Genomic DNA, 21,427 nt, shown 5'->3' with positions numbered 1-21,427 from the left:
CGAAGCATAGGCTCCACTCAGTACTTTTGCTTCGCAAAAGCGCCCCTCTGTGAGAGGCGTCGGACTTCTTTCCGATACACTTTGTGGGGCTATTTTGCTTTCCTTTGGGGCATGTTAAGATAGAGCGCATGTCCGGTATGAAGGGGGGACTTTTCTGAAAACGACGGCACATTTAGACCGCCAATCGCAGCTTTTGCTGGCCGTTAATGGGCTGATCGTTCTGGCGGGAGCCCTGTCCGGTACCTTTTTGAATGTATACTTATGGAAAAGCAAGCAGGATTACGCCATGATCGGTTGGTTTACCATTGCCCAGCAAGTCGCGGTTGGCCTGACCTTTTGGATCGGCGGCAAGTGGGTAAAGCAATACAACAAGATGAATGCTTTGCGGGCGGGCGTCGTCCTTTCAGGGGTGTTTTATCTCCTGGTTTTATGGGGCGGTGCGGATATTGTGCATTGGATTTGGCCGCTGGGCCTGCTGCTTGGTCTGGCGATCGGGTTGTTCTGGCTTGCATTTAACGTCGTTTATTTCGAAGTGACGGACCGGGAAAACCGGGATTTGTTTAACGGCTGGGTAGGATTGTTAGGTTCGGTTACCGGCATCGTGGGGCCTTGGGTTTCAGGGCTGCTCATTACTTGGCTGAAGGGCGATAAAGGATATCGGCTCGTTTTCACCATCTCGCTTGTTATTTATGCGCTTTGCGTCGTGCTCAGCTTTTTTCTCAAAAAAAGGAAAAACGGCGGCGCTTATCATTGGAGGGAGCCGATAACGCAGCTGCAAAGCAAAGGCAGTCCATGGCGGCTTATGACTCCGGGACTGATTGCTCAGGGAGTACGCGAAGGCGTCTTTGCTTTTCTGATCGGCCTGCTGGTTTTTGTCGCGACAAAGCAGGAGGCGAAGCTGGGACAATTTACGTTGATCACTTCCGCAATATCGCTGCTGACCTACTGGCTTGCAGGAAAATGGTACAAACCAAGATTCCGAAATACTGGCATGCTTGCCGGAGCGCTGCTGCTGTGGATCGTGATCCTTCCGCTGCTGTGGAAGACAGGGTATGGAGCCCTTCTGATCTTTGGCATCGGAACCTCTGTGTTTATGCCGCTGTATATTTTGCCGATGACTTCATCGGGTTTCGATCTAATGGGAACCAATCCCGAAACGGTGGAAAAGCGGGTCGAGTTGGTGGTTCTACGCGAGCTCAGCCTGATGGTGGGACGTCTTTTGGGCACCTTTATTTTTATTATCGTGCTCAGCATCAGCCAAGCGCCTCTAATCATTACCATCCTTATGCTGGCTCTTGGGGCAGCGCCGATTGGCGGCTGGATGTTCGTCCGAAAATTGCTGAAGGCGGAGAAGTCGGCATAATAAGGAATTGAAACATATCGGAACTTTAAAACTTTATCGGATTAGAAAACATGAAAAAGAATGCATGAACCCTCAGAGCGTCGCTTGATCGGCGGACTCTGGGGGTTTTTGGCGTTCTGGCGCCAGCACCTGAAATGTTTTCGGAGGAAACTTTCTACGTATGCATTCGCGCTTAGGCCCGGCTGAATTCAAGATTCGATGTCGAGTTCCTTCCTGATTTACTTCGTGTTAGATATGGAATTTATCCGTTATTAGCGGAAGCTGATAAAATTCTATATCGCAAGAAAAAATACCGCTAAATGCGGTCTGTCTTCCTAAAGGGTGCGCCGATAGACGTTTTACTTATCAAAAGCGAACTTTTAAGGTTTATGTAAGGTTCGGATTAAAATGCTGTAAGGTACGGCGGTTATCCTAACATTAGTGTTCGTTAACTTCTGTTAGGTAAGGAGACCAACCCAATGAAAACTATTTTGCAAGCTATAGATGTTGCTAAAACGTTTGGTATGAAAGGGAATATTTATACTGCGCTGCAGGAGATTAACCTGCATATTCAGGAGGGCGAGTTTGTCGGCATCATGGGTCCGTCCGGTGCGGGGAAATCCACGCTGCTGAACATTTTCTCCACCATCGATGCGCCGACTTCGGGTGAAGTTATCATCGACGGCCAAAGGATCGGATCCATGAATGAGGAAAAGCTGTCGGACTTCCGCCGGAACAAGCTCGGCTTTATTTTTCAGGATTATAACCTGCTCGACACGCTTACAGTCAAAGAAAATATACTTCTTCCGCTTGCTTTATCCAAGGTGCCTGCCGGCGAGATTGAGAAACGCGTAAACGAAATTGCCGACACTTTTGGCATCCGGGAAATTTTGGACAAATATCCGTACCATATTTCCGGGGGACAGAAGCAGCGTACGGCGGCTTCCCGCGCCATTGTGACCAATCCAAGCCTGATTCTGGCGGACGAGCCCACCGGAGCGCTGGATTCCAAATCCGCGACAAGCCTGCTGGAGAGTCTGAGCCATCTTAATGAGACCAACCAATCGACCATTATGATGGTAACGCATGATGCGTATGCGGCCAGCTACTGCAAGCGCGTTATCTTTATCAAAGACGGAGAGCTCTTTACGGAAATCCGCAAGATGAACTTAACGCGAAAAACATTTTTCCAAAGAATTTTGGAGGTCCTGGCAGAGCTCGGAGGTGAGCATCATGACGTTGTTTAGCATCGCGCGCAAAAACATCAAGAAAAACTTCACGAATTATTTCTTATATTTTGCATCCATGATTTTCAGCATCGTGATCTACTTCACGTTTGTATCTTTGAAGTACGATACCACGATCCATTCGGCTTCCGACGGTTCGCCGAAAATCAGCTCGGCCTTCAGCGGGGCGTCGGTTGTGCTCATGATTTTTGTGGCCATTTTTATCTGGTATTCCAATTCTTTTTTCACGAGAAAACGCAAGAAAGAAGTCGGATTGTATTCCCTGCTCGGGGTGCGTAAAAAGCAGATCGGCCGCATGCTGTTTTATGAAAATTTTCTGATGGGCATATTGGCGCTTATCATCGGGATTGCCTTTGGTTCGGTGCTCAGCCGGTTTTTCGTCATGATCCTGATGAAGGTGATGGGATATGAATTGCTCAGTCAATTTTCAATTTCTTTCTCGGCTGTCATAAATACGGTGATCGTATTTATGATCATTACCCTGATCACTTCATTCCAAGGCTATCGCCTGATTTACCGTTTCAAATTGATCGAGCTGTTTCATGCCGACCAGGAGCATGAGCGGGAGCCGAAGGCATCGTGGATCACGGCGCTGATCTCGGTGATTCTGATCGGATTCGGTTACTGGCTTGCCCTGCAAAACCTGCTTCAGTCCAAGGTATGGGCGTCGTTAGGATATATGATGACCCCGCTCGTGATTCTGCTTACGGTTATCCTGGGCACTTATTTTTTATTCAGCACTTTGACCGTCGCATTGTTGAAATTATCCCGGGCCCGTAAAAAAAGTTACTGGAAAGGGATGAACATGATCGGTGTTTCCCAACTGCTGTACCGGATCAAAGGGAATGCCCGGACGCTGACGATCATAGCGGTGCTTAGCGCAACTACTTTGACTGCCGTTGGGACCTCTTACAGCTTTTATTACAACAACCGCAGTAATGCCGGAGCAGCCAATCCGAACAGCATGATGTTTATCGCCAAGGACGGCGGCTCGGTAAAAAAGGTCCGGGATTTGGTCGCAAAATCAGCGGATCACGAACTTCGTTACCATTTATCTGTTCCTGTTATAGAAATGAAAGCGGACATGAGCGGCCTGGAATCCGTGTTTTCCAATGGCGGGGAGATGGCCTTTACCATTTTGTCGGCACATGATTTCAATCAACTGGCCGATGTTCAGAACAGAGACGAGAAACTCTCGCTTAAAGCCAATGAAGCTGTTGTGCTGGATCCAGCCTATATGGAAGGGATGTCGCCTAAATATGTCGGCAAGACCATCACATTAAAGAACAAACAGCAGAAGCAGCAGGTAACCTTCAAGGAATTGCACAAATTTAACGTCTTAAACCAGCGCGCCGTCTATACCACTATTGTCGTCAGTGACGAAGTATTCGGGAAGCTGCAGCCGAAGGCCGTCGCAGACATGCTTGAGATCTACGGCATCACCGGTCAAGACAAGGCTAAAACATTAACTGCGGACATTGAAAAGATTTTACCGGACAAAGCGAAATTTTCAAGTTTCTATGACACCTATTCCAAGGGGATGGAAGCGTTCGGGCTCATGATGTTTATGGGCGGATTTTTGGGGCTTGTTTTTCTGGCCGCAACAGGCAGCATCATTTACTTTAAGCAGTTGACAGAAGCCAATGCCGATAAAGGGCGTTATTTGATTCTGCATAAAATCGGCGTGAACAAAAAGGAAATCCGCAAAACGGTGGCCAAACAGGTTGGCTTTATTTTCGCCCTGCCGCTGATTGCCGGCATCGCTCACTGCGCGGTTGCCTTATCGGCATTGTCCAACTTGATGCAAACCAATCTAGTGATCCCAGTAGTCATTTGCATGGGCGTTTACACTTGCATCTACCTGATCTATTATGCGTTGACCGTCAATGCGTACTATAAAATCGTTACAAATATCAAGTAAAGATAGACGAGTAAAAGAGAAGAAAAGAAAACTATATAAGGTGAACTTAATAAGAGGTAAAGGAACAGGCAATAGGGGGAAATGATTCTGAAGAAGCGAAGCGTTCGCCTTTGTGAGCGGATTTCAACCATATATAGGTTCAAATCATAGAAATCCGGGAACAACAGCGATCGTAAGAACATTTCACCCGGCTGCCTAACATCCGTACAATCATTGGTTCAACTTATATAGATAGAGGAGGAACAACGATGAAAAAAGGACTTGTGATTGGAGCGGGCATCATTTTGGCTCTTCTGATCGGATTTATTGTTTTTATCCAAAATGTCAACATCAACCGTCTTGGCGCCGATCATTATTACGTGCAGATCCAGGATGGCGGCAAAAAGATGGAGGATAAAACCGATAGCGGAGAAATTTACGTTAATTATGAATACACGATGAAAGGTTTTGATGAAGAAGGAAAGGAAAAAACATTCACCTTTACGGCGAATAAGGAACTGCGCAAGCAGGCTTATCTGCGGGTATACCTGAAGGACGATAAAGTAAGCTCCTACCAGGAAGTGCAGGCAAACGAGCTGCCGGAAAAGACGAAACAGAAGCTGGAGGCAAGCGGGGAGTAAAGTGAAATCGGAAGAACGATCCGTAGCCGCAGCGGTTTTAACAACTAATATAGTATTTGAACTATATAGGTTGAACTCAAGAAATGGATAAGGACAGGCAAGAGGGGGAAATGATTCTGGAGAAGCGGTGCGTTCGCCTTTGTGAGCGGATTTCTACCTTTGATAGTTTAATCAAAGAAATCTGGGAGCAACAGCGATCGAAAGAACATTTCATCCGGCTGCCTTCATCCGTTCAATCATTAGTTCAGCATAAAAAGGAGAGAACCCAATGAGCAAACATACAACCTTCAAATCCATCACCCTAAAAGCAATCGCCTGCTCGGTGGCTGTAACGATGGCAGCAAGCCCAGCCGTTACCGGTGTTCATGCGCTGGCAGCGCCGGCATCCGTTGCCGGACAGTCGATAGACGCCGCAGAGGCGCAAACGCCAATTCAATACCAGATCAATGCCCGGCTGGATGAGAAAAACATGCACATTCAGGGCAGTGAAACGGTGACGTTCCGCAATACTTCAAAGGATACATTGCAGGAACTGGTTTTCCATACTTTTGCCGATGCCAACCGCTCGAAAGCGACCCAGCCCAGCATGTTCCAGCGGACGAATGAAGAAATTCAAAAAGATAACCCTAAACTGACGCCGGATGTATTTCTGGGCGGCATCGATATGAAAAAAGTGACGGAAAACGGGCAATCCTTAACATATGAAAATAAAAATCAGGCTTTGACCGTTCGACTGAAGCAGGGGCTTAAGCCCAGCGAGGCGGTAACTCTGCAGCTTGAATTCGATGTCAAGATTCCATATGGCTCCGAGCGTTTGTCGTATTACAAAGATATTATCAATGGCGCGCACTGGTTCCCCGTACTGGCTGTGTATGATGAAGCCAAACATCAATGGAATAAAACCCCTTATAGCACAACGTTTGAAAGCGACTATTACACGTCTTCGGATTTTGAAGTGCATCTCAACGTGCCGGACAAGTATCAGGTATTGATGCCGGGAACGATCACTACCCAGCAGGACAAGGAATCCGGGCGCAAGATTGTATCCACGGTGGCAAACAATACGCGGGAATTCGTCTTTTTTGCAAGCCCCAACTATAAGGTGGAGAACGTAACGCGTGACGGGCTGACGGTTGAATATTATTATTTTGACAACACGCCTGATAAGAAAAAAGTCATTGATCAATACATCGATCAGGCGTTCAAAGCAATCCGGTTTTTTAATGACAAATACGGGAAATATCCGTACCCTGAATTCCGTATTGCCGAGTCTTATGTCGAAGGTGTTGCGGTGGAGTTTTCGCGCGTGATTCAAATGGGGTTGAAAGGAAGCAATGCCGACCCTGCACATGACTATGTGTTTGTACATGAAATCGCCCATCAGTGGTTCCATTCCCTGATCGGCAATAATTCGGAGACAGAATCATTCCTGGACGAAGGTTTCGCCGATTTCTCAAAAATTTATTTTGCGGAAAAACAGGGAGACTCGATGAATGGCTTCAAGGAGCTTCAAAGCGACGATTCTTCCTTCGATGAACCGATCGCTTCCACCAACCAAGAAGTCGGGAGCAATGCCAATCCGGTTTTCTATGGCAAAGGACGTCAGGCGATCTACCAGTTATACCGTTTGGTCGGTGAGGAAAAATTCGATGCCTTTATGAAAGAATATTTTAAACGTTATGAATATAAAAATGCGACGATTGCCGGCCTCTTGCAGACGATTGAAGATACGCTCGGCAAGCAAGCGCGGGATGAAATGGACAAAGCGCTGCATGAGCGGCAGTTTGTGCTGAAACCGGAATACCAACTGACCGAAGCTGAAAAAATCGAATATATGCGTCAGCAGTTCAAAGAGATCTATCATGCTTCGATGAGCCAGATACCAGGGCTTCCGTATGAAACGATGAGCCGAATTATGGAGAAGGTGTATGCGGGTGAACCGCTAACCGTTGTACTGAGCGATAAAGCAGGAGCCAAGGCGAAAAAACAGCAGGAAGAGTTTTGGAATCAGATCGGGGCTGCGTTATCATTTACAGGCATTAAACCTGCGGTTATTACAGAGCGCCAGGTTTTGAAAAAGAAAATGACCAAGGAATTGGCAGCAAGTAATATCATCGTCATCGGCAGCGCCAAAACAAACGGATTGATACAAGCTTTGAAGCCGGGCATCATTCAAAAATCCAAAGATATCGGTTGGGACTGGAAAAAGATGATGAATAAAAAAGACGGCGTCGGCGCTTATATTATCAAGCATCCATATAACCAGAACCGTTTATTGCTTCATTTCTACTGGAACGGCGACAAGCTGACGGAGGAAACGGCCGGTACGTTTGCGGAACAAGCCCTGACTGCTCTTAATTTCACTTCCGATTATTATCAATATTATGAAATGAACCGTTCAGGGAAAGTGGTAGCAGACAAAAAGACAGCCAATCCCATGGCCAAATTGTTCGCTCAAGAGTAAGAAAAATAGTTTCCGGAGCTAGCCTTCGCTTGATATAGTAAATTGCAGGGTGGGGAAGATGATATTTTTCAGATGCCCCACCTTGATGAAAGGAGGTTGGAATCGTTTTGTCATGGAATCAAAAGGTGCTTATCGTGGATGATGAGGCGGATATTTTGCGGCTGCTGAAGACCGTTTTGGTGAAGGAAGGGATCGACCAGGTCTATACCGCTTCGACCGCTGCGGACGGCTGGACGCAGTTTCAGGACATGCAGCCCGATATTGTGATTTTGGATATCATGCTTCCGGATGGGGAAGGTTATGAAGTCTGCAAAAAAATCCGCAGCGTTTCCAATGTCCCGATTTTCTTTTTATCGGCCAAAACCGAGGAGATTGACAAAATTTTAGGATTCGCCATCGGCGGCGATGATTATATCACCAAACCTTTCAGCCCGAAGGAGGTAGCTTACCGGATTAAAGCGCGGTTCAGAAGACCGGATATTCCGCAGATAGAGGACAAACAAACCGGCATCGTTAAAGCGGGGCCTTTTGAGTTGAACGAGGAGAAGATCGAGCTTAGAAAAAACGGCGAAGTGATCGAACTCAAGCCGAAGGAGCTTGGTCTGATAACCCATTTGCTCAAACATCCCAACCAGATCATCAGCAAGGAAAGTTTGGTTGAGCGGGTATGGGGGGAGGAATTTTTCGGGTTTGATAATACGGTAATGGTACATATCCGGCGCCTTAGGGAGAAAATCGAAGAGGACCCTTCCAATCCGCGGTATTTGGTCACGGTCAAGGGACTGGGTTACAAACTGGCGGTAGAGGATGAATAGCTGATGAAATGGAGGCTGACCGGGCGGTATTTGTTGTCCGTTGTTCTGATCGTTGTGATCGTCATCATCATGAATATCTTGGTGGTGATCGGGCTATATATATGGCAAATGGATACGAAAAGCAATCTGCTGCATAACCAAGATAATTCGGCGGAGTCCATTACCCGTTCCTTTGCGAACGAGATTATCGTCTCTCCATCAGGAGTTTCCATTACCGACAGAGGGAAAGAGGAATTGCAGCGCAAGCAGGCATGGATTCAAGTGCTGGACGAGAATGGCAAGCTGCTTTATGGCTACCATGTACCCGAAGGAGCTAAAACGAAATATACGCCAATAGATATCGTTCAGACTTATAAATATCTAGAAAAAGAAACCCTCTCCACCGTTTTTGTTGGGGAAAAGACCGAGTCTGGTTACCGCTACAGTTATCTGATCGGCTTCAAAGACCGTTATTTGCAGCGGCAGGTTATAACCTTCGATTACAGGGTGCTCGGACAGACCCTCAAAACAGGCGCCTTAACTCTGATCACTGTCGACGGCTTCATTGCGCTTTGCATCGCCTATATTTTCAGCAAAAAGCTGACCCGGCCGCTTCATGCCTTGATAGACGGGATCAAACAGTTGGCTCATAAAAATTACCGTGTGCAATATGAGGCAAAAGGGATTTACAAAGACGTGTTTCATAATGTCAATATGTTGTCCTGGAATTTGCAAGCAAGCGAGTTGGAAAGAAAAAAGCTGGATCAGATGAAAGAAGAGTGGATCGGGAATGTTTCGCATGACATCAAAACGCCTTTAGCCTCCATCCAAGGTTATGCGGAAATGATGAAGGATAAGGATTACCAGTTTTCGATCGAAGAAATGAGGGACTACGCGGAGATCATCGAAAGCAAATCGCTCTATTTAAGAGACGTGATCGAAGATCTGAATTTGTCCACCCGATTGAAGAATAAAAAAATGACGCTGGCTAAAAAATACGTCAACATGGTTAGCCTTATCCGCAATGTGGTTATCGATACGCTTAATGATGCGCGGTACGCGAACCGGAATATCGATTTTCATTGCAGCGACGAGGTTATCAAAATGAATGTGGACGAAATTCTGATCCGCAGGGCGATCAGCAATTTAATTTACAATGCGATTGTCCATAATGATGAACAGGTTGCCATCCAGGTGCGGGTGGATAAGAGCGGCCGCGATGTGCTTATCCGTGTCGAGGACAATGGCAAAGGTATCCGGGAGGAAGAGCTTGAGCGGATTTTTGACCGGTATTACCGGGGGACCAACACAGGCGAGCTGCACAAGGGTTCAGGGCTCGGCATGGCCATTACCCATGATATTGTGAAGGTGCACGAAGGAGAGATTAACGTTGCAAGCGAACTTCATCACGGTACCCGAATTGAAATTCGGCTGCCTTTATTCCAAAAAGACGATGTCAGTTAATGGCATCGTCTTTTTTGAGATTAATTTATAAGTTTTTTGGGGTCCCCGCAAAGTATTTGGAATAATCATCGAAGCATAGGCTCCACTTTGTGGGGGAATAGCTCTATGGCTTGGGTGGCGAGGGTTTGCTGGTGCGCTGAAGCGAGAACATCTCCATCTCGGGACGTTTTTGTCCTGTCAGCACGTCCCCGAGCATGTCCGCCGCCATCATGCAGTACACCGTCCCGTTGCCGCCATAGGCCTCCACAAAGTAGCAGTAAGGATAATCCGGATGCGTGCCGATCATCGGCAGTCCGTCATGCGTTGAACCAAAGATACCGGCCCAATGATAATCGGCCTTCAGGCCTTCGTAACGCGGAAAGAGTTTTCGGATTTCATCCAGTAAATATCGGCTGAAGTGCAGGGATCTTGCTTCCCATTTTTCCGGGGGTGGAGGTTCTTCATCAAAGCCGCCCGCCAGGATCCGCCGATCCCGGGCCGTGCGGAAATACAAATAGGGTCTTGCCGTTTCCCAGATCAGGCATCGCTCATGCCAGTCCGAGAGGTCTTCAACCGGGTTTGTCATCATGGCGTAAGAAACCTTAAGGATGGCGTTTTTGTCTTTTTTCATGTCTTGGGTTTCATATCCGGTCGTAAAAACAACATTGTCGGCTCGGATCTTGTTGGTTCGGGTATCGCAGGTTACCCCTTGCTTGCCGTATTCAAAATGGATGGCTTCGGTATGTTCATACACCTGTGCTCCGCGCCCGATTGCTCCTTGAAAGAGAGCATGGATCAAGCGGGTGGGATTCACTTCGGCATCTCCTTGGGTATAGAGCGCGGCGGGTTTCGAAAAAGGCATATGTTTTTCAATTTTCGCCTGATCCCAAAATTCGGCGTTGAACCCGTATTTCCGGAGAGTGGCGTATTCTTCCCGAAGCAGCTTTACGTCTTCTTCATAACTTGCATAATACAGGCTGGGACGGGGAATGAACTCCGGATCGGGATCAAGGCATTTGACGGCCGTGTTTAATTTCTGCATCGCTTGTTCGCACAGCTTGTAAAACTTGACGCCGGTTTCTTCGCCAAATGTATGGATGATGGAAGTGAGCGTCTTGTCATTTAAAATTTGCAGCAGCCCGGTGTTGGCCGATGTGCTTCCGCCTCCGACGGTCCTTTTTTCGATCGTTACCGTTTTGATGTTGCGCCGCGCGAGCTCATAGGTTAAGATGGCACCGCTCATGCCTCCGCCCACAATGAGACAATCGCAGTCGAGATCCCGGTTTAGCATAGGGTATTGGGGGATGGGATGCAGTGTATGAGGCCAGGCGGGATTTCCACTGGTTAAGATCATCTAGCGCTCGCTCCTTTGGTATATTCTTTATTAGTGCGTGTTCAAAAAGGTCGGTTTTCAGCACCAAGAAGGTTGGATGAAGCTAGGGGCTGAGGAGCGGAGCGTACGTATTGGGTACGTGAGTACCGGAAGGACCAGCTGAATTCAAGATTCGATGCCGAATCTGCTTCTTGATTTACTTCGTGTTAGATATAGAATTTATTCGTTATCAGAGGAGCTGATGAAATTCTATATCGCAAGAAAACCTACCTTTGAGCCGCGGTCGCTCATCCTTGCATAGGCTTCGATCAGGTTTTCTTATCAAAAGCGGACTTTTTGAACAACCTCTATTAGTATTTGTAGATGAAAAGGGGTTTATCGCTATGCACATAGAAAAAAACGCCCTGGACATAATATGCATGAGCTAAATTTCCCAGAGGAGGCAAATCAGATATGCAATCCGGTCAAATGAAGGCCATCACTTCCAAAGAACTAGAGTATATTGTCGATTCGATTTCCAACGAAGATCTCCTGATCAAACAATGTGCGGCAACGGCCGCTACCACCCAAAACCAGACCATCAAGCAGGCATGCCAGCAGTATATACGCTCCATGGACCATCATATGGATATGCTGATCCAGACGCTGCAGCAGCATCAATCCATGGCTCCGAGCCAGCCCCAACAATAAATCCAATTCCAGGGAGGCAAGACGATCAATGATGAATCAGAATCAAAACAACTCCGCATTTATGCAAGATGAGGACCTGTTGTATACCATCCTCGCCGATTTGAAACGAACGGTACGCGAATACACGACGGCGACGACGGAATCCGCTTGTCCGACAGTCCGCCAGATGTTTACGCAGCTTACCGACGATACGCTTCGGATGCAGGGAGAGCTGTACAATCTGATGAGCCAGCTAAATATGTACTCTACCTCTTCCCAGGCACTTCGTCAGGATCTTGACAAGCAGCTCAAGGATGCCCAGAATACGCAGCAGCAAACACGCCAATTCGTGCAGCAAAAAACAAGCAGCATGAATCAAAATATGGGTATGAATCAAAATATGGGCATGAATCAAAGCATGGAGATGGCCAATACTCCATCCAAACAGCAGGAGCAGCACAATCCTCCTTATATGTAAACGGATAATCCACGCGCAATACAAGGTGACTGCCTGGCAAACCACAGCCTGTGGGGGCTCTTGTTCATGCTTGGCACATTTTGACCGTCTCAAATTCGGCCCACGCCGCAGAGACGGTTTTTCTTTGCATGCTTCATAAAGTATTGTAATATAAGTATTAATCTCTTTTCCGGGTATGATTATGTGCTATAAGTGCGTGTTCAAAAAGGCCGGTTTTCAGCACCGAGAAGATTGGATGAAGCTAGGGACGGAAGGAGCGGAGCGTACGTAGTGGGTACGTGAGCACCGGAAGGCCCGGCTGAATTCAAGATTCGATGCCGAGTTCACTTCCTGATTCACTTCGTGATCAAAAGCGGACTTTATGAACAACCTCTATAAGCAGCCCGCGAAACGAATGCTGGAGGATACTATATGAAGGAATTGACTGAACTGAAACTGAAAGTTCTCGATCTGTTGAACGAGGATGCGAGACGTTCTCCGACTCTTCTCTCGACGCTGCTCGGCGTGGATGTGGAGGAGGTTAAAGAGGCGATTGCCGAGCTTGAGGCTGACCATGTCATCGTAAAATACGCTGCCGTAGTCAACTGGAGCAAAATCGAAGACGAAACGGTGACGGCGCTTATAGAGGTACAAATTACCCCGGAGCGCGGACGCGGCTTTGAAGGGATCGCGGAGCGCATTTACTTGTATCCGCAGGTCAAATCCGTATATTTGATGTCCGGAGCTTATGATTTGCTTGTCGAAGTGGAAGGCCGCAACTTAAGGGAAGTGGCGAACTTCGTATCCGAGAAGCTTTCGACAATCGATTCGGTATTATCGACGAAAACCAACTTTATTCTGAAGAAATATAAGCAAGATGGAATTATATTTGAAGACCGTGAAGAAGATAATCGTCTCATAGTCTCACCGTAAAGGAAGATGTGTCATGATCGTGAATGAAGATACCAAACAACAGCAAGTCAAATCGATGAGTTCGTACCTTGCCCCATCGGTTAGGGATATCCCGCCTTCGGGGATCCGCAAATTTTTTGACCTGGCGAGCGGCAGCAAGGATATCATCACGCTTGGGGTAGGCGAACCGGACTTCACGACTCCTTGGCATGTCAGAGAGGCTTGCGTCTACTCCCTTGAACGGGGAATGACCGCATATACCTCCAACGCCGGAATGACCGAGCTCCGTGAAGCCATCTCGCAGTATTTGCTTGACAGCTTCAAGGTGGCGTATGATCCCAAAGATCAGATTATCGTCACGATCGGTGGCAGCGAGGCCATCGATCTGGCGTTACGCGCACTTATTGTTCCAGGGGATGAGGTTCTGATTCCGGAACCTAGTTATGTCCCTTACTCTCCGATCACTTCAATTGGCGGCGGCGTGCCTGTAGGCATCGAAACTTTTGCCAAGGACAATTTCAAGCTGACAGCGGAATCGCTGGAAGCGAAGATTACGCCGAAATCGAAAGTGCTGATTCTGTGTTATCCAAGCAATCCGACCGGCGCCACCATGAGTTACGAGGATTGGCTGCCGATCGCGAAAGTCGTGGAAAAGCATGATCTGATCGTCATTTCAGATGAAATTTATGCTGAACTGACCTATAATCAGAAGCATGTCAGCTTTTCGTCCATTCCGGGTATGATGGACCGTACCATCATGGTCAGCGGTTTCTCCAAAGCATTTGCGATGACCGGCTGGCGGATGGGATATGTCTGCGCTCATCCCGAACTTATTGCCGCCATGCTGAAGATTCACCAATATACTGTCATGTGCGCTCCCGTCATGGGGCAAGTCGCTGCGCTTGAAGCGCTCAGAAACGGTATGGAAGAGAAAGACCGGATGGTGGAATCCTATAATCAGCGCCGGCGTTTGATCGTTCAGGGCTTCCATGATATCGGGCTTGAGTGCCATGAGCCGCAAGGCGCATTTTACGCTTTCCCGAGCATTGGTTCCACGGGGCTCAGCTCTGAGGAATTTGCTCAAAGGCTGCTGCTCGAAGCAAGGGTAGCTGCGGTTCCCGGGACTGCCTTTGGTTCGGGCGGCGAAGGATTCTTGCGCTGCTCTTATGCGACGTCTGTTGCCCAACTTACAGAAGCGCTTGACCGAATGGGGAACTTTTTGCACAAACTTAAAACGGAATCATAATTTGGTATGAACTAGGGCCGTTTCCGGCTCTAGTTTTTTTAAAAGAATTACTTAGAAAGTACATCGATAGACGTTTTCCTTATATTTTTTTTCTTTATTAGTATAATTTAACAAACAATTCACTTTCTTTTATTGATTTATATGTTATAATTTTGCTTTAGGAGCAAGAAAAACCTTACCAAGGAGGGATTGCCTTTGTTTTGTGCTGAATATGACTTGCCCTCATACCGCGGTGATTACATTGCCGAAGACGAGCAGCGCGGTGATTGGTCAACCAAAACGACGGATTCTGCCAAAAACGTTTCCTTGGAAGATGAAATTTTGATGCTCCGCAACAAGATGGAACAAATCTTTATGCAAGAACAGTCTTTTACTTCGGAAGTGGTCATCGAAATCAGCAGTTTATTGGATTTGAAGATTAATGAATATATGAGATCATGCCCCAAAAAAAATAAATCCTAAACAAGCGTTAGGCTTGGGTGAATACCCTTCAGGTTTACGACGGTGCAAGAGTTCATGCGATGGACTCCAAGTATCGTCTGCCTGGGGGTTTTTTGTTTGGGCCTGAGTTTTCTTTTTTGTCTCTTCGAGGTGTGATATATTGAACCTAATGGGAGAATGGAGGAGGAGCAGAGATTGAAGGCATACGGTAAATTGCTGCTGGTTATTTTTACGGTGTTTATGCTTGCAGGCTGCGGGAAAGAAAAGCCGGACGTTTCCATTTTTATGATGGACGATCAGTCCGATCCGGCGGCGGTATCGGAACAGCTTGAGAAAACGCTTCAGGACAAGCTTGGCCCCGACCTTAAGGTCCAAGTGATCGCAAGTCCGCTCTACAATCTGGAAAAGCTGATGGTTGAATATGCCGCAGGCGGGAATGATATCATTTTATTGCCTGAGGGAGACATGAAAAATTACGGAAAGATGGGAGCCCACATCCCATTGGACGACTATTTTGATCCGAAGAAATACCCTTCGGGCGTATTTGCCAGCAAAGAAGTGAAGGATGATAAAACCGTCGACAATACGGAGCATCTGTATGGCATTCCCGTCAAGGACATGAAGGTTTTTCAGGATTTGAAATATACGCCGGACAAGCTGTTTGTCACGATTCCCGTGTCGGCGAAACATGTGGATAACGCGGTGAAGGCGATTAAGGCGCTGACGGAATAAAAAAGATGGTATTTTAATATGTTGAACTAAAAAACTTTAAGTGCGTGTTCAAAAAGGTCGGTTTTCAGCACCGAGAAGGTTGAATGAAGATAGGGACTGAGGAGCGGAGCGTACGTTTAAGTACGTGAGCACCGGAAGGCCCGGCTGAATTCAAGATTCGATGTCGAATCCGCTTCCTGATTCACTTCGTGTTAGATATAGAATTTATAAATTATCAGCTGCGCTGATGAAATTCTATATCGCAAGAAAAACATCTGCTAAAAGCGGTCTGGCTTCATAGAAAGTACGTCGATAGATGTTTTTCTTATCAAAAGCGGACTTTTTGAACAACCTCTTTAAGGATAAAAGGCAGCCGGGTGAAATATTCTTATGAGCGCTGTTGTTCCCGGATTTCAATGGTTTGAACCTATTCGTGGTTGAAATCCGATCGTAAAGCGCATGCTTACGATGCTAATTTCCTACGGAAAGCCTTTAGGCAACGGCATTTAAACAGGGAGGATGAAAGCAAATATGAAAGTATACACCCGAACAGGCGATGAAGGCCAAACGTCGGTCATCGGCGGACGCGTATCCAAGGATGATCAGCAGGTGGAGGCTTATGGAACCATCGATGAATTGAACAGCTATGTCGGTCAGGCTGTAAGCCTGATGGAGGGCGAAGTTTTTGCCGATTTGCGCGGGAATCTGCTGGAAATTCAGCATGAATTGTTTGACTGCGGATCGGATCTGGCGTTTGTAAAACTAAGCGAAAGCAGATATAAAGTCGGCGCTGAAATGGTAGAGCGGCTGGAACGCTGGATGGATGCTTATGAAGAAGAAAATCCGGAACTGGAGCGGTTTATTCTGCCGGGCGGAACTTTGCTTTCGTCAACGCTGCATGTATGCAGAACCGTTTGCCGCCGGGCTGAGCGGAGAGTGGTGACTTTGGGCCAAGCGAAGGAGATCAATCCCGAAGTGCGCCGCTACCTGAACCGCCTATCCGATTATTTCTTTGTCATTGCCCGTACGGCTAATGTTCGCAGCCAGGTCCCGGATATTGAGTATATCCGCAGCAAAAAGGTGTTTCGAAATCAAAAATGACAGCTTATTATCCGCCGATTATGTATATTGTGCCCGAAACGGAAGACGGCTGGCTGCTTAAGACGATCCTGCTGCGGCGAATGCAGGTTTCGCGCAAGCTGCAGTCCCGGCTGAAGCTTACCGAGCAGGGCATTACTTTGAACGGGCATAGAGTATATACCAGCGTTCCTGTTCAAGCAGGAGATGTGGTGGAAATCCGGATGGAGCAGGAAACATCCGCCGATATTTTGCCGCAGCCCATTCCTTTTGAGATTTTATATGAGGATGAGCATATTCTTATTGTCAATAAGGAAGCCGGAATCATCGTTCACCCGACGCATGGCCATTACACCGGCACGCTTGCGAACGGCGTTGTGGACTATTGGCTGAAAAAAGGAGAGGCGTACCGTTTCCGGGCCGTGCATCGCTTGGATCAGGAAACGTCGGGCGTGCTGGCGATTGCCAAAAATCCCTATGTGCATCAGCATATCTCCGAGCAGATGATCGGGAACCGCGTAGACAAAAAGTACCTGGCGCTCGTACATGGAACGCCGGATCCGAAGCAAGGACAGATTGATGGGCCGATCGACCGGGATCCGGAGGAACCTCATCGCCGCATCGTGACGCCGGACGGCTATCCTTCGCTCACGAAATATGAAGTGCTTGAAAGCTGGGAGAAGGGCTCGCTTGTCAAGCTTAAGCTGGAGACAGGAAGAACGCATCAAATCCGTGTACACATGACCAGCATCGGCTGCCCGCTGATCGGCGACAAGCTGTATCGTCATCCCGTATATGCGGAGATTGATGGGGACATGGATCTTGAGACGGTTGAAAGAGCGGAAGGCAGGATGCCGGAATATGCGCGGGAGATTATGCGGCTGGATCAAGCGATTCTGCGTCAAGCTTTGCATGCTCACGAGCTATCCTTCGAGCATCCGGTTACGCATCGACAGATGACGTTTCAGGCACCGCTCCCGGAAGATATGCAGCAGCTTCGGCAGCAATTGAAATCTTGAAACGGAGCATTGCTTTAGCGCGGGAGTAAGACCGAAAGTGAGGAATGATTATGAGCAAACTGGAGATTTACCAATATCCGAAATGCGGCACCTGCCGCAACGCCGTGAAATGGCTTCAAGCACATGGGCATGAGCTTGAACTGCATCATATTGTGGATGAACCTCCAAAGCCGGAAGTGCTGGCGGAACTGGTGAAGCTAAGCGGCCTTCCGCTCAAGAAATTTTTTAATACAAGCGGTGAAGTTTACAAGGAATTGGGGCTTAAAGACAAACTTGCCGATATGGATGAGCAAAAACAGATCGAGCTTTTGGCCTCTAACGGGAAGCTGATCAAGCGGCCGATTGTAACTGATGGCGCCAAAGCGACGGTCGGCTTCAAAGAGGACCAGTTCGAAGCGAACTGGGGATAACAGGAAGCCCGAATTCTGCTGCAAGTTTATGATATACTAGAGGCAGAATTGCCGATCCCCTCGTGGGGGGAGCCCGGCCGACAAGGGGAGAAACGAAGATTGATACCTAATGAGAAACGCCAGTCCGTCATGTTGGTCGACGGAATGGCTTTGTTATTCAGAGCTTATTATGCAACGGCCGCAAACGGCTATATCCGCCGGACGAAATCGGGTATCCCGACCAATGCGATCTACGGATTTATACGGTATTTTTGGGACGCGGTCCAGCAGTTTGATCCGAGCCATGTCATCTGCTGCTGGGATCTTGGAGGTTCTACGTTCCGTGGGGAGCAGTTTGCCGCCTACAAAGGAAACCGTCCGGAAGCGCCCGAAGACCTCGTGCCCCAGTTTTCGCTCATCCGCGATGTCATGGACAGCATGGGGGTCCCGAATATCGGCGCCGAAGGTTACGAAGCCGATGATTGCATCGGCACGTTGGCGTCAAGGTTTAGCAGGGAAATGGATGTGATGGTTCTGTCCGGCGACCATGACCTGCTGCAGTTAGTCGGCGACCGGACGACGGTCATAATTATGAAAAAAGGCCACGGCAATTATAAAGTTTATACACCGGAGTCTTTGTTTGAAGAGAAACAGCTTCATCCGCGTCAAATCATCGATGTAAAAGCCTTGATGGGGGACGCCAGCGACAATTATCCGGGTGTCCGCGGCATCGGCGAAAAGACGGCGCATAAGCTGGTACAGGAGTACGGATCGGTCGACGGCATTCTGGATCATCTGGATGAGGTATCGAAGAGCATTCGCGCCAAAATTGAAACGGATCTGGACATGCTGCATCTGTCCCGCAAACTGGCGGAAATTCACTGCGGCGCGCCTGTGGCTTGCGAATTGGAACACTGCGAGCTCTCGCTTGACGGAAAAACCGTTGCCGATAAATTCGAAGAGCTGGAAATGAAGAGCCTGTGTCATTTGCTTGGAGTGGTCGTCTAAACAAGCTTAATTGACTTTTTGGAATGAACTGGGCTATAATGCCCGTGGTTATGGATAGGATTTCATACTGGTAATCTCAATGAGAAACAGATAATGAGAATGGTGCAGGAGGGGCTGCTAACATGAGTATTTTGGGAGCAATAGAAGCCGGAGGAACAAAATTCGTATGCGGAATCGGTAAGGAAGACGGGACCGTCCTTGAACGGATCAGTTTTCCGACCACAACGCCGGAAGAAACGATGGCGCAGGTGGTTGCTTTCTTTGAAAATAAAGGCGTGGAAGCCATCGGCGTAGGTTCGTTCGGGCCGATCGACCCTGTTAAGGGAAGTCCTACATATGGACGAATTACGACAACGCCGAAGCCTTATTGGAGCAATTTCGATATCGTAGGCCATTTGGGCTCTCATTTTCAGGTTCCGATCGAATTCGATACGGATGTCAATGGAGCTGCGCTTGGCGAATATACTTGGGGAGCGGCTCAAGGGCATGACAGCTGCCTTTATATTACCGTTGGTACCGGCATCGGCGCGGGAGCTGTTGTAGGCGGCGAACTGATTCACGGTCTTTCCCATCCTGAAATGGGACATATTTTGGTCCGCCGTCATCCGGAAGATCAATTCGAAGGTTTCTGTCCTTACCATGGCGATTGCCTCGAAGGGCTGGCTGCCGGTCCTTCGCTGTCGAAACGTTGGGGAGTAGCGGGCGCCGACCTTACGCCGGATCATCCTGCATGGGAGATGGAAGCTTATTATCTCGCGCAGGCATTGATGAATTACATTTTGATTTTGTCTCCGCAAAAGATTGTGATGGGCGGCGGCGTCATGAAACAATTGCAGTTGTTCCCGCTGATCCAGTCGAAGCTGCAGCAGCTTTTGAACGGTTATGTGCAGCATTCTGCCATTAAAGAACAAATCGAGGACTACATTGTTCCTCCGAAGCTCGGAGACAATGCGGGGTTGTGCGGTGCTTTGGCTCTGGCCCAAAAGGCGCTCGCAGCTGTTTGAGCTTGGATAGCTTACAGATCGAACTCATAAGTCATAAGAAAACTTATAAATTCAATAATCTTACTTAAGAAGGAGGGCGGACAGCCCTCCTTTTTTAACTGGGAATAGTTCTTAAGTGGGGTGTGGGATGCTTTGATTTAGTCGAAAAGTCGCTTGTGCAACAGAAAATAATTCTCTATATTTCATCATATAAATATGCAGTAATCCACTAAATGGAAGGGAAGATGACAATTTGAAAAAGAAATGGATGATGGGTACCATGGCGGCAGCGCTAATGCTGACGGCCGGGACCGGGGTATATGCAGGCGCTAAACTGCAGGAGGTTAAAGCCTACTTGAACGGCGATATTCAACTCAAGTATAACGGGACGCCTGTACAGCCGAGGGATGAAAAAGGAAATGCGGTTCTGCCGCTTTCATACAATGGAACCACATATCTTCCCGTCCGTGCGGTGGCTGATGTCATGGGGGTCGCCGTATCCTATAATCCGCAAACTTCCACGGTGGAGATGGGAGAAAAGTCTGAAGGCGTAGCCATTGCCAAAGGCTTTGAAAATATGTATTACACGAAGGACCCGAAAGCAACGACATACCAGGGCAAGGACTACAAGGAAGCTTATTTTGACAATGCCGGCAGCAAACGTTCCAGCAGCTTCATGCTGTTTCCGAAAGGCAAATACCAGAAGCTGGTTCTGCAGGTTGCGGCCGTCGGCGAAGATATCGACAACTTTTTCATTGAAGACAGCGGAAAGAAAGCGAAGCTGAAAACCGATAAACTTGCGGTCAAAGACGGTCTCAAGACCATTGAGGTCGACATTGCCGGCGTGGATGAATTGTTTATTTATGCGGATATCAAAGAAAATGGAGCCATGTTTGTTCCATTAACGACCTCTTACTTCAAATAAGGTTGCGAACCAAAAAACCAGTCCGGCACGTTGTCGTGTTTGACTGGTTTTTTGAGTTGAATTTGTACATAAACCCAAGGTCAGTCCGTAAAATAAGGCATGCCAACGACCATGCGCAGAAACTCGCGCAGCTCCTCCGCCTCCGCTTCGCCAAGCTTGAAAGCAGATTCGAGATATCCAGGTTCTTCAACATCATCCGCGCCGATGACCGCGCTGATCCCCTGCTGCAAATCCGCCACCAGGCTCTTTCCATAGAAAAGGGAAGTGGTGGTTACAGCCAGATCAAAGCGTTTGAGGGAGGGGCCCAGGAAGGTGACAAATCTGGTGGAGGTCGGCTCCGTGCTGTCGGCTAAAAAATCCAATTCTCCATGCTGAGGCATGATGCGTTACACTCCTTGCTTGTTCGGTTATAAGGTTTAGAGTAAC

21 protein-coding genes are annotated in these 21,427 nt (G+C 47.9%); 19 read left to right on the top strand and 2 right to left on the bottom strand.

The window, feature by feature from the left end; genetic code table 11:
- Positions 1-154 precede the first annotated feature (154 nt).
- From L6442_RS25620 to L6442_RS25590, 7 genes are all read left to right on the top strand, one after another.
- Positions 155-1,363, top strand: coding sequence for an MFS transporter (locus L6442_RS25620; protein ID WP_212977183.1), 1,209 nt, complete (start codon positions 155-157; stop codon positions 1,361-1,363).
- 458 nt (positions 1,364-1,821) lie between these two features.
- Positions 1,822-2,589 (top strand): ABC transporter ATP-binding protein, encoded by a 768-nt coding sequence (locus L6442_RS25615; RefSeq protein WP_212977035.1) that lies wholly within the window; start codon positions 1,822-1,824, stop codon positions 2,587-2,589.
- Positions 2,576-4,510: an ABC transporter permease gene (locus L6442_RS25610; protein WP_212977034.1), complete on the top strand. Its 1,935-nt coding sequence runs from the start codon at positions 2,576-2,578 to the stop codon at positions 4,508-4,510. The genes L6442_RS25615 and L6442_RS25610 overlap by 14 nt, the downstream gene beginning before the upstream one ends.
- A gap of 248 nt (positions 4,511-4,758) precedes the next feature.
- Positions 4,759-5,130 (top strand): YxeA family protein, encoded by a 372-nt coding sequence (locus L6442_RS25605; protein ID WP_212977033.1) that lies wholly within the window; start codon positions 4,759-4,761, stop codon positions 5,128-5,130.
- A 268-nt stretch (positions 5,131-5,398) separates the two neighbouring features.
- Complete coding sequence (locus L6442_RS25600; protein WP_212977032.1) at positions 5,399-7,594, top strand: M1 family metallopeptidase; 2,196 nt, start codon at positions 5,399-5,401, stop codon at positions 7,592-7,594.
- Positions 7,595-7,701: 107 nt separating this feature from the next.
- Entirely contained in the window at positions 7,702-8,409 is a 708-nt protein-coding gene (locus tag L6442_RS25595; RefSeq protein ID WP_194229861.1) for a response regulator transcription factor, read from the top strand.
- A gap of 3 nt (positions 8,410-8,412) precedes the next feature.
- Entirely contained in the window at positions 8,413-9,852 is a 1,440-nt protein-coding gene (locus tag L6442_RS25590) for a sensor histidine kinase (RefSeq protein WP_212977031.1), read from the top strand.
- 103 nt (positions 9,853-9,955) lie between these two features.
- Here the strand turns inward: L6442_RS25590 and L6442_RS25585 are convergent, their stop codons facing one another.
- Entirely contained in the window at positions 9,956-11,185 is a 1,230-nt protein-coding gene (locus L6442_RS25585) for an NAD(P)/FAD-dependent oxidoreductase (RefSeq protein WP_212977030.1), read from the bottom strand.
- Between the two features lie 432 nt (positions 11,186-11,617).
- On the opposite strand from L6442_RS25585, the gene L6442_RS25580 reads away from it, so the two are divergent.
- The 12 genes from L6442_RS25580 to L6442_RS25525 all read left to right on the top strand — a co-directional run bounded on the left by L6442_RS25580 (position 11,618) and on the right by L6442_RS25525 (position 21,001).
- On the top strand, positions 11,618-11,854 hold the full coding sequence (locus tag L6442_RS25580; RefSeq protein ID WP_194229858.1) for a hypothetical protein: 237 nt from the start codon (positions 11,618-11,620) through the stop codon (positions 11,852-11,854).
- 28 nt (positions 11,855-11,882) lie between these two features.
- A complete protein-coding gene (locus L6442_RS25575; RefSeq protein ID WP_212977029.1) occupies positions 11,883-12,311 on the top strand; it encodes a spore coat protein in 429 nt (142 codons plus the stop codon).
- Between the two features lie 411 nt (positions 12,312-12,722).
- Positions 12,723-13,223, top strand: a complete 501-nt coding sequence (locus L6442_RS25570; protein ID WP_194229856.1) for an Lrp/AsnC family transcriptional regulator — start codon at positions 12,723-12,725, stop codon at positions 13,221-13,223.
- Between the two features lie 13 nt (positions 13,224-13,236).
- On the top strand, positions 13,237-14,448 hold the full coding sequence (locus tag L6442_RS25565) for an aminotransferase class I/II-fold pyridoxal phosphate-dependent enzyme (protein WP_194229855.1): 1,212 nt from the start codon (positions 13,237-13,239) through the stop codon (positions 14,446-14,448).
- A 195-nt stretch (positions 14,449-14,643) separates the two neighbouring features.
- The gene (locus tag L6442_RS25560) at positions 14,644-14,910 is read left to right on the top strand and encodes an aspartyl-phosphate phosphatase Spo0E family protein (protein ID WP_194229854.1); all 267 of its coding nucleotides are present in this window, start codon (positions 14,644-14,646) and stop codon (positions 14,908-14,910) included.
- A gap of 174 nt (positions 14,911-15,084) precedes the next feature.
- Positions 15,085-15,621: a hypothetical protein gene (locus L6442_RS25555; RefSeq protein WP_237100085.1), complete on the top strand. Its 537-nt coding sequence runs from the start codon at positions 15,085-15,087 to the stop codon at positions 15,619-15,621.
- Positions 15,622-16,131: 510 nt separating this feature from the next.
- Positions 16,132-16,701, top strand: a complete 570-nt coding sequence (locus L6442_RS25550; protein ID WP_212977027.1) for a cob(I)yrinic acid a,c-diamide adenosyltransferase — start codon at positions 16,132-16,134, stop codon at positions 16,699-16,701.
- Complete coding sequence (locus L6442_RS25545) at positions 16,698-17,696, top strand: RluA family pseudouridine synthase (RefSeq protein ID WP_212977026.1); 999 nt, start codon at positions 16,698-16,700, stop codon at positions 17,694-17,696. The genes L6442_RS25550 and L6442_RS25545 overlap by 4 nt, the downstream gene beginning before the upstream one ends.
- 50 nt (positions 17,697-17,746) lie before the next feature.
- Positions 17,747-18,106, top strand: coding sequence for an arsenate reductase family protein (locus L6442_RS25540; RefSeq protein ID WP_212977025.1), 360 nt, complete (start codon positions 17,747-17,749; stop codon positions 18,104-18,106).
- 129 nt (positions 18,107-18,235) lie between these two features.
- Positions 18,236-19,093, top strand: coding sequence for a 5'-3' exonuclease (locus L6442_RS25535; RefSeq protein ID WP_212977182.1), 858 nt, complete (start codon positions 18,236-18,238; stop codon positions 19,091-19,093).
- 122 nt (positions 19,094-19,215) lie between these two features.
- Positions 19,216-20,097 (top strand): ROK family protein, encoded by an 882-nt coding sequence (locus L6442_RS25530; RefSeq protein ID WP_272880278.1) that lies wholly within the window; start codon positions 19,216-19,218, stop codon positions 20,095-20,097.
- 232 nt (positions 20,098-20,329) lie between these two features.
- The gene (locus L6442_RS25525) at positions 20,330-21,001 is read left to right on the top strand and encodes a stalk domain-containing protein (protein WP_237100084.1); all 672 of its coding nucleotides are present in this window, start codon (positions 20,330-20,332) and stop codon (positions 20,999-21,001) included.
- 80 nt (positions 21,002-21,081) lie between these two features.
- Here the strand turns inward: L6442_RS25525 and L6442_RS25520 are convergent, their stop codons facing one another.
- Positions 21,082-21,381: a DUF3055 domain-containing protein gene (locus tag L6442_RS25520; protein WP_194229848.1), complete on the bottom strand. Its 300-nt coding sequence runs from the start codon at positions 21,379-21,381 to the stop codon at positions 21,082-21,084.
- Positions 21,382-21,427: the final 46 nt, after the last annotated feature.

This window comes from Paenibacillus azoreducens (genome assembly GCF_021654775.1).
GTDB lineage: Bacteria > Bacillota > Bacilli > Paenibacillales > Paenibacillaceae > Paenibacillus_AQ > Paenibacillus_AQ azoreducens.
Note: the sequence above shows the minus strand (reverse complement) of the source record. Positions and strands in the feature narration are given on the sequence as shown.

Bases quoted from the DNA above. Each gene is read 5' to 3' on its own strand.
- L6442_RS25615 (WP_212977035.1), top strand. From the start codon at position 1,822: ATGAAAACTATTTTGCAAGCTATAGATGTTGCTAAAACGTTTGGTATG.
- L6442_RS25610 (WP_212977034.1), top strand. From the start codon at position 2,576: ATGACGTTGTTTAGCATCGCGCGCAAAAACATCAAGAAAAACTTCACG.
- L6442_RS25605 (WP_212977033.1), top strand. From the start codon at position 4,759: ATGAAAAAAGGACTTGTGATTGGAGCGGGCATCATTTTGGCTCTTCTG.
- L6442_RS25600 (WP_212977032.1), top strand. From the start codon at position 5,399: ATGAGCAAACATACAACCTTCAAATCCATCACCCTAAAAGCAATCGCC.
- L6442_RS25590 (WP_212977031.1), top strand. From the start codon at position 8,413: ATGAAATGGAGGCTGACCGGGCGGTATTTGTTGTCCGTTGTTCTGATC.
- L6442_RS25585 (WP_212977030.1), bottom strand. From the start codon at position 11,185: ATGATCTTAACCAGTGGAAATCCCGCCTGGCCTCATACACTGCATCCC.
- L6442_RS25580 (WP_194229858.1), top strand. From the start codon at position 11,618: ATGCAATCCGGTCAAATGAAGGCCATCACTTCCAAAGAACTAGAGTAT.
- L6442_RS25575 (WP_212977029.1), top strand. From the start codon at position 11,883: ATGATGAATCAGAATCAAAACAACTCCGCATTTATGCAAGATGAGGAC.
- L6442_RS25570 (WP_194229856.1), top strand. From the start codon at position 12,723: ATGAAGGAATTGACTGAACTGAAACTGAAAGTTCTCGATCTGTTGAAC.
- L6442_RS25565 (WP_194229855.1), top strand. From the start codon at position 13,237: ATGATCGTGAATGAAGATACCAAACAACAGCAAGTCAAATCGATGAGT.
- L6442_RS25550 (WP_212977027.1), top strand. From the start codon at position 16,132: ATGAAAGTATACACCCGAACAGGCGATGAAGGCCAAACGTCGGTCATC.
- L6442_RS25545 (WP_212977026.1), top strand. From the start codon at position 16,698: ATGACAGCTTATTATCCGCCGATTATGTATATTGTGCCCGAAACGGAA.
- L6442_RS25540 (WP_212977025.1), top strand. From the start codon at position 17,747: ATGAGCAAACTGGAGATTTACCAATATCCGAAATGCGGCACCTGCCGC.
- L6442_RS25535 (WP_212977182.1), top strand. From the start codon at position 18,236: ATGTTGGTCGACGGAATGGCTTTGTTATTCAGAGCTTATTATGCAACG.
- L6442_RS25530 (WP_272880278.1), top strand. From the start codon at position 19,216: ATGAGTATTTTGGGAGCAATAGAAGCCGGAGGAACAAAATTCGTATGC.
- L6442_RS25520 (WP_194229848.1), bottom strand. From the start codon at position 21,381: ATGCCTCAGCATGGAGAATTGGATTTTTTAGCCGACAGCACGGAGCCG.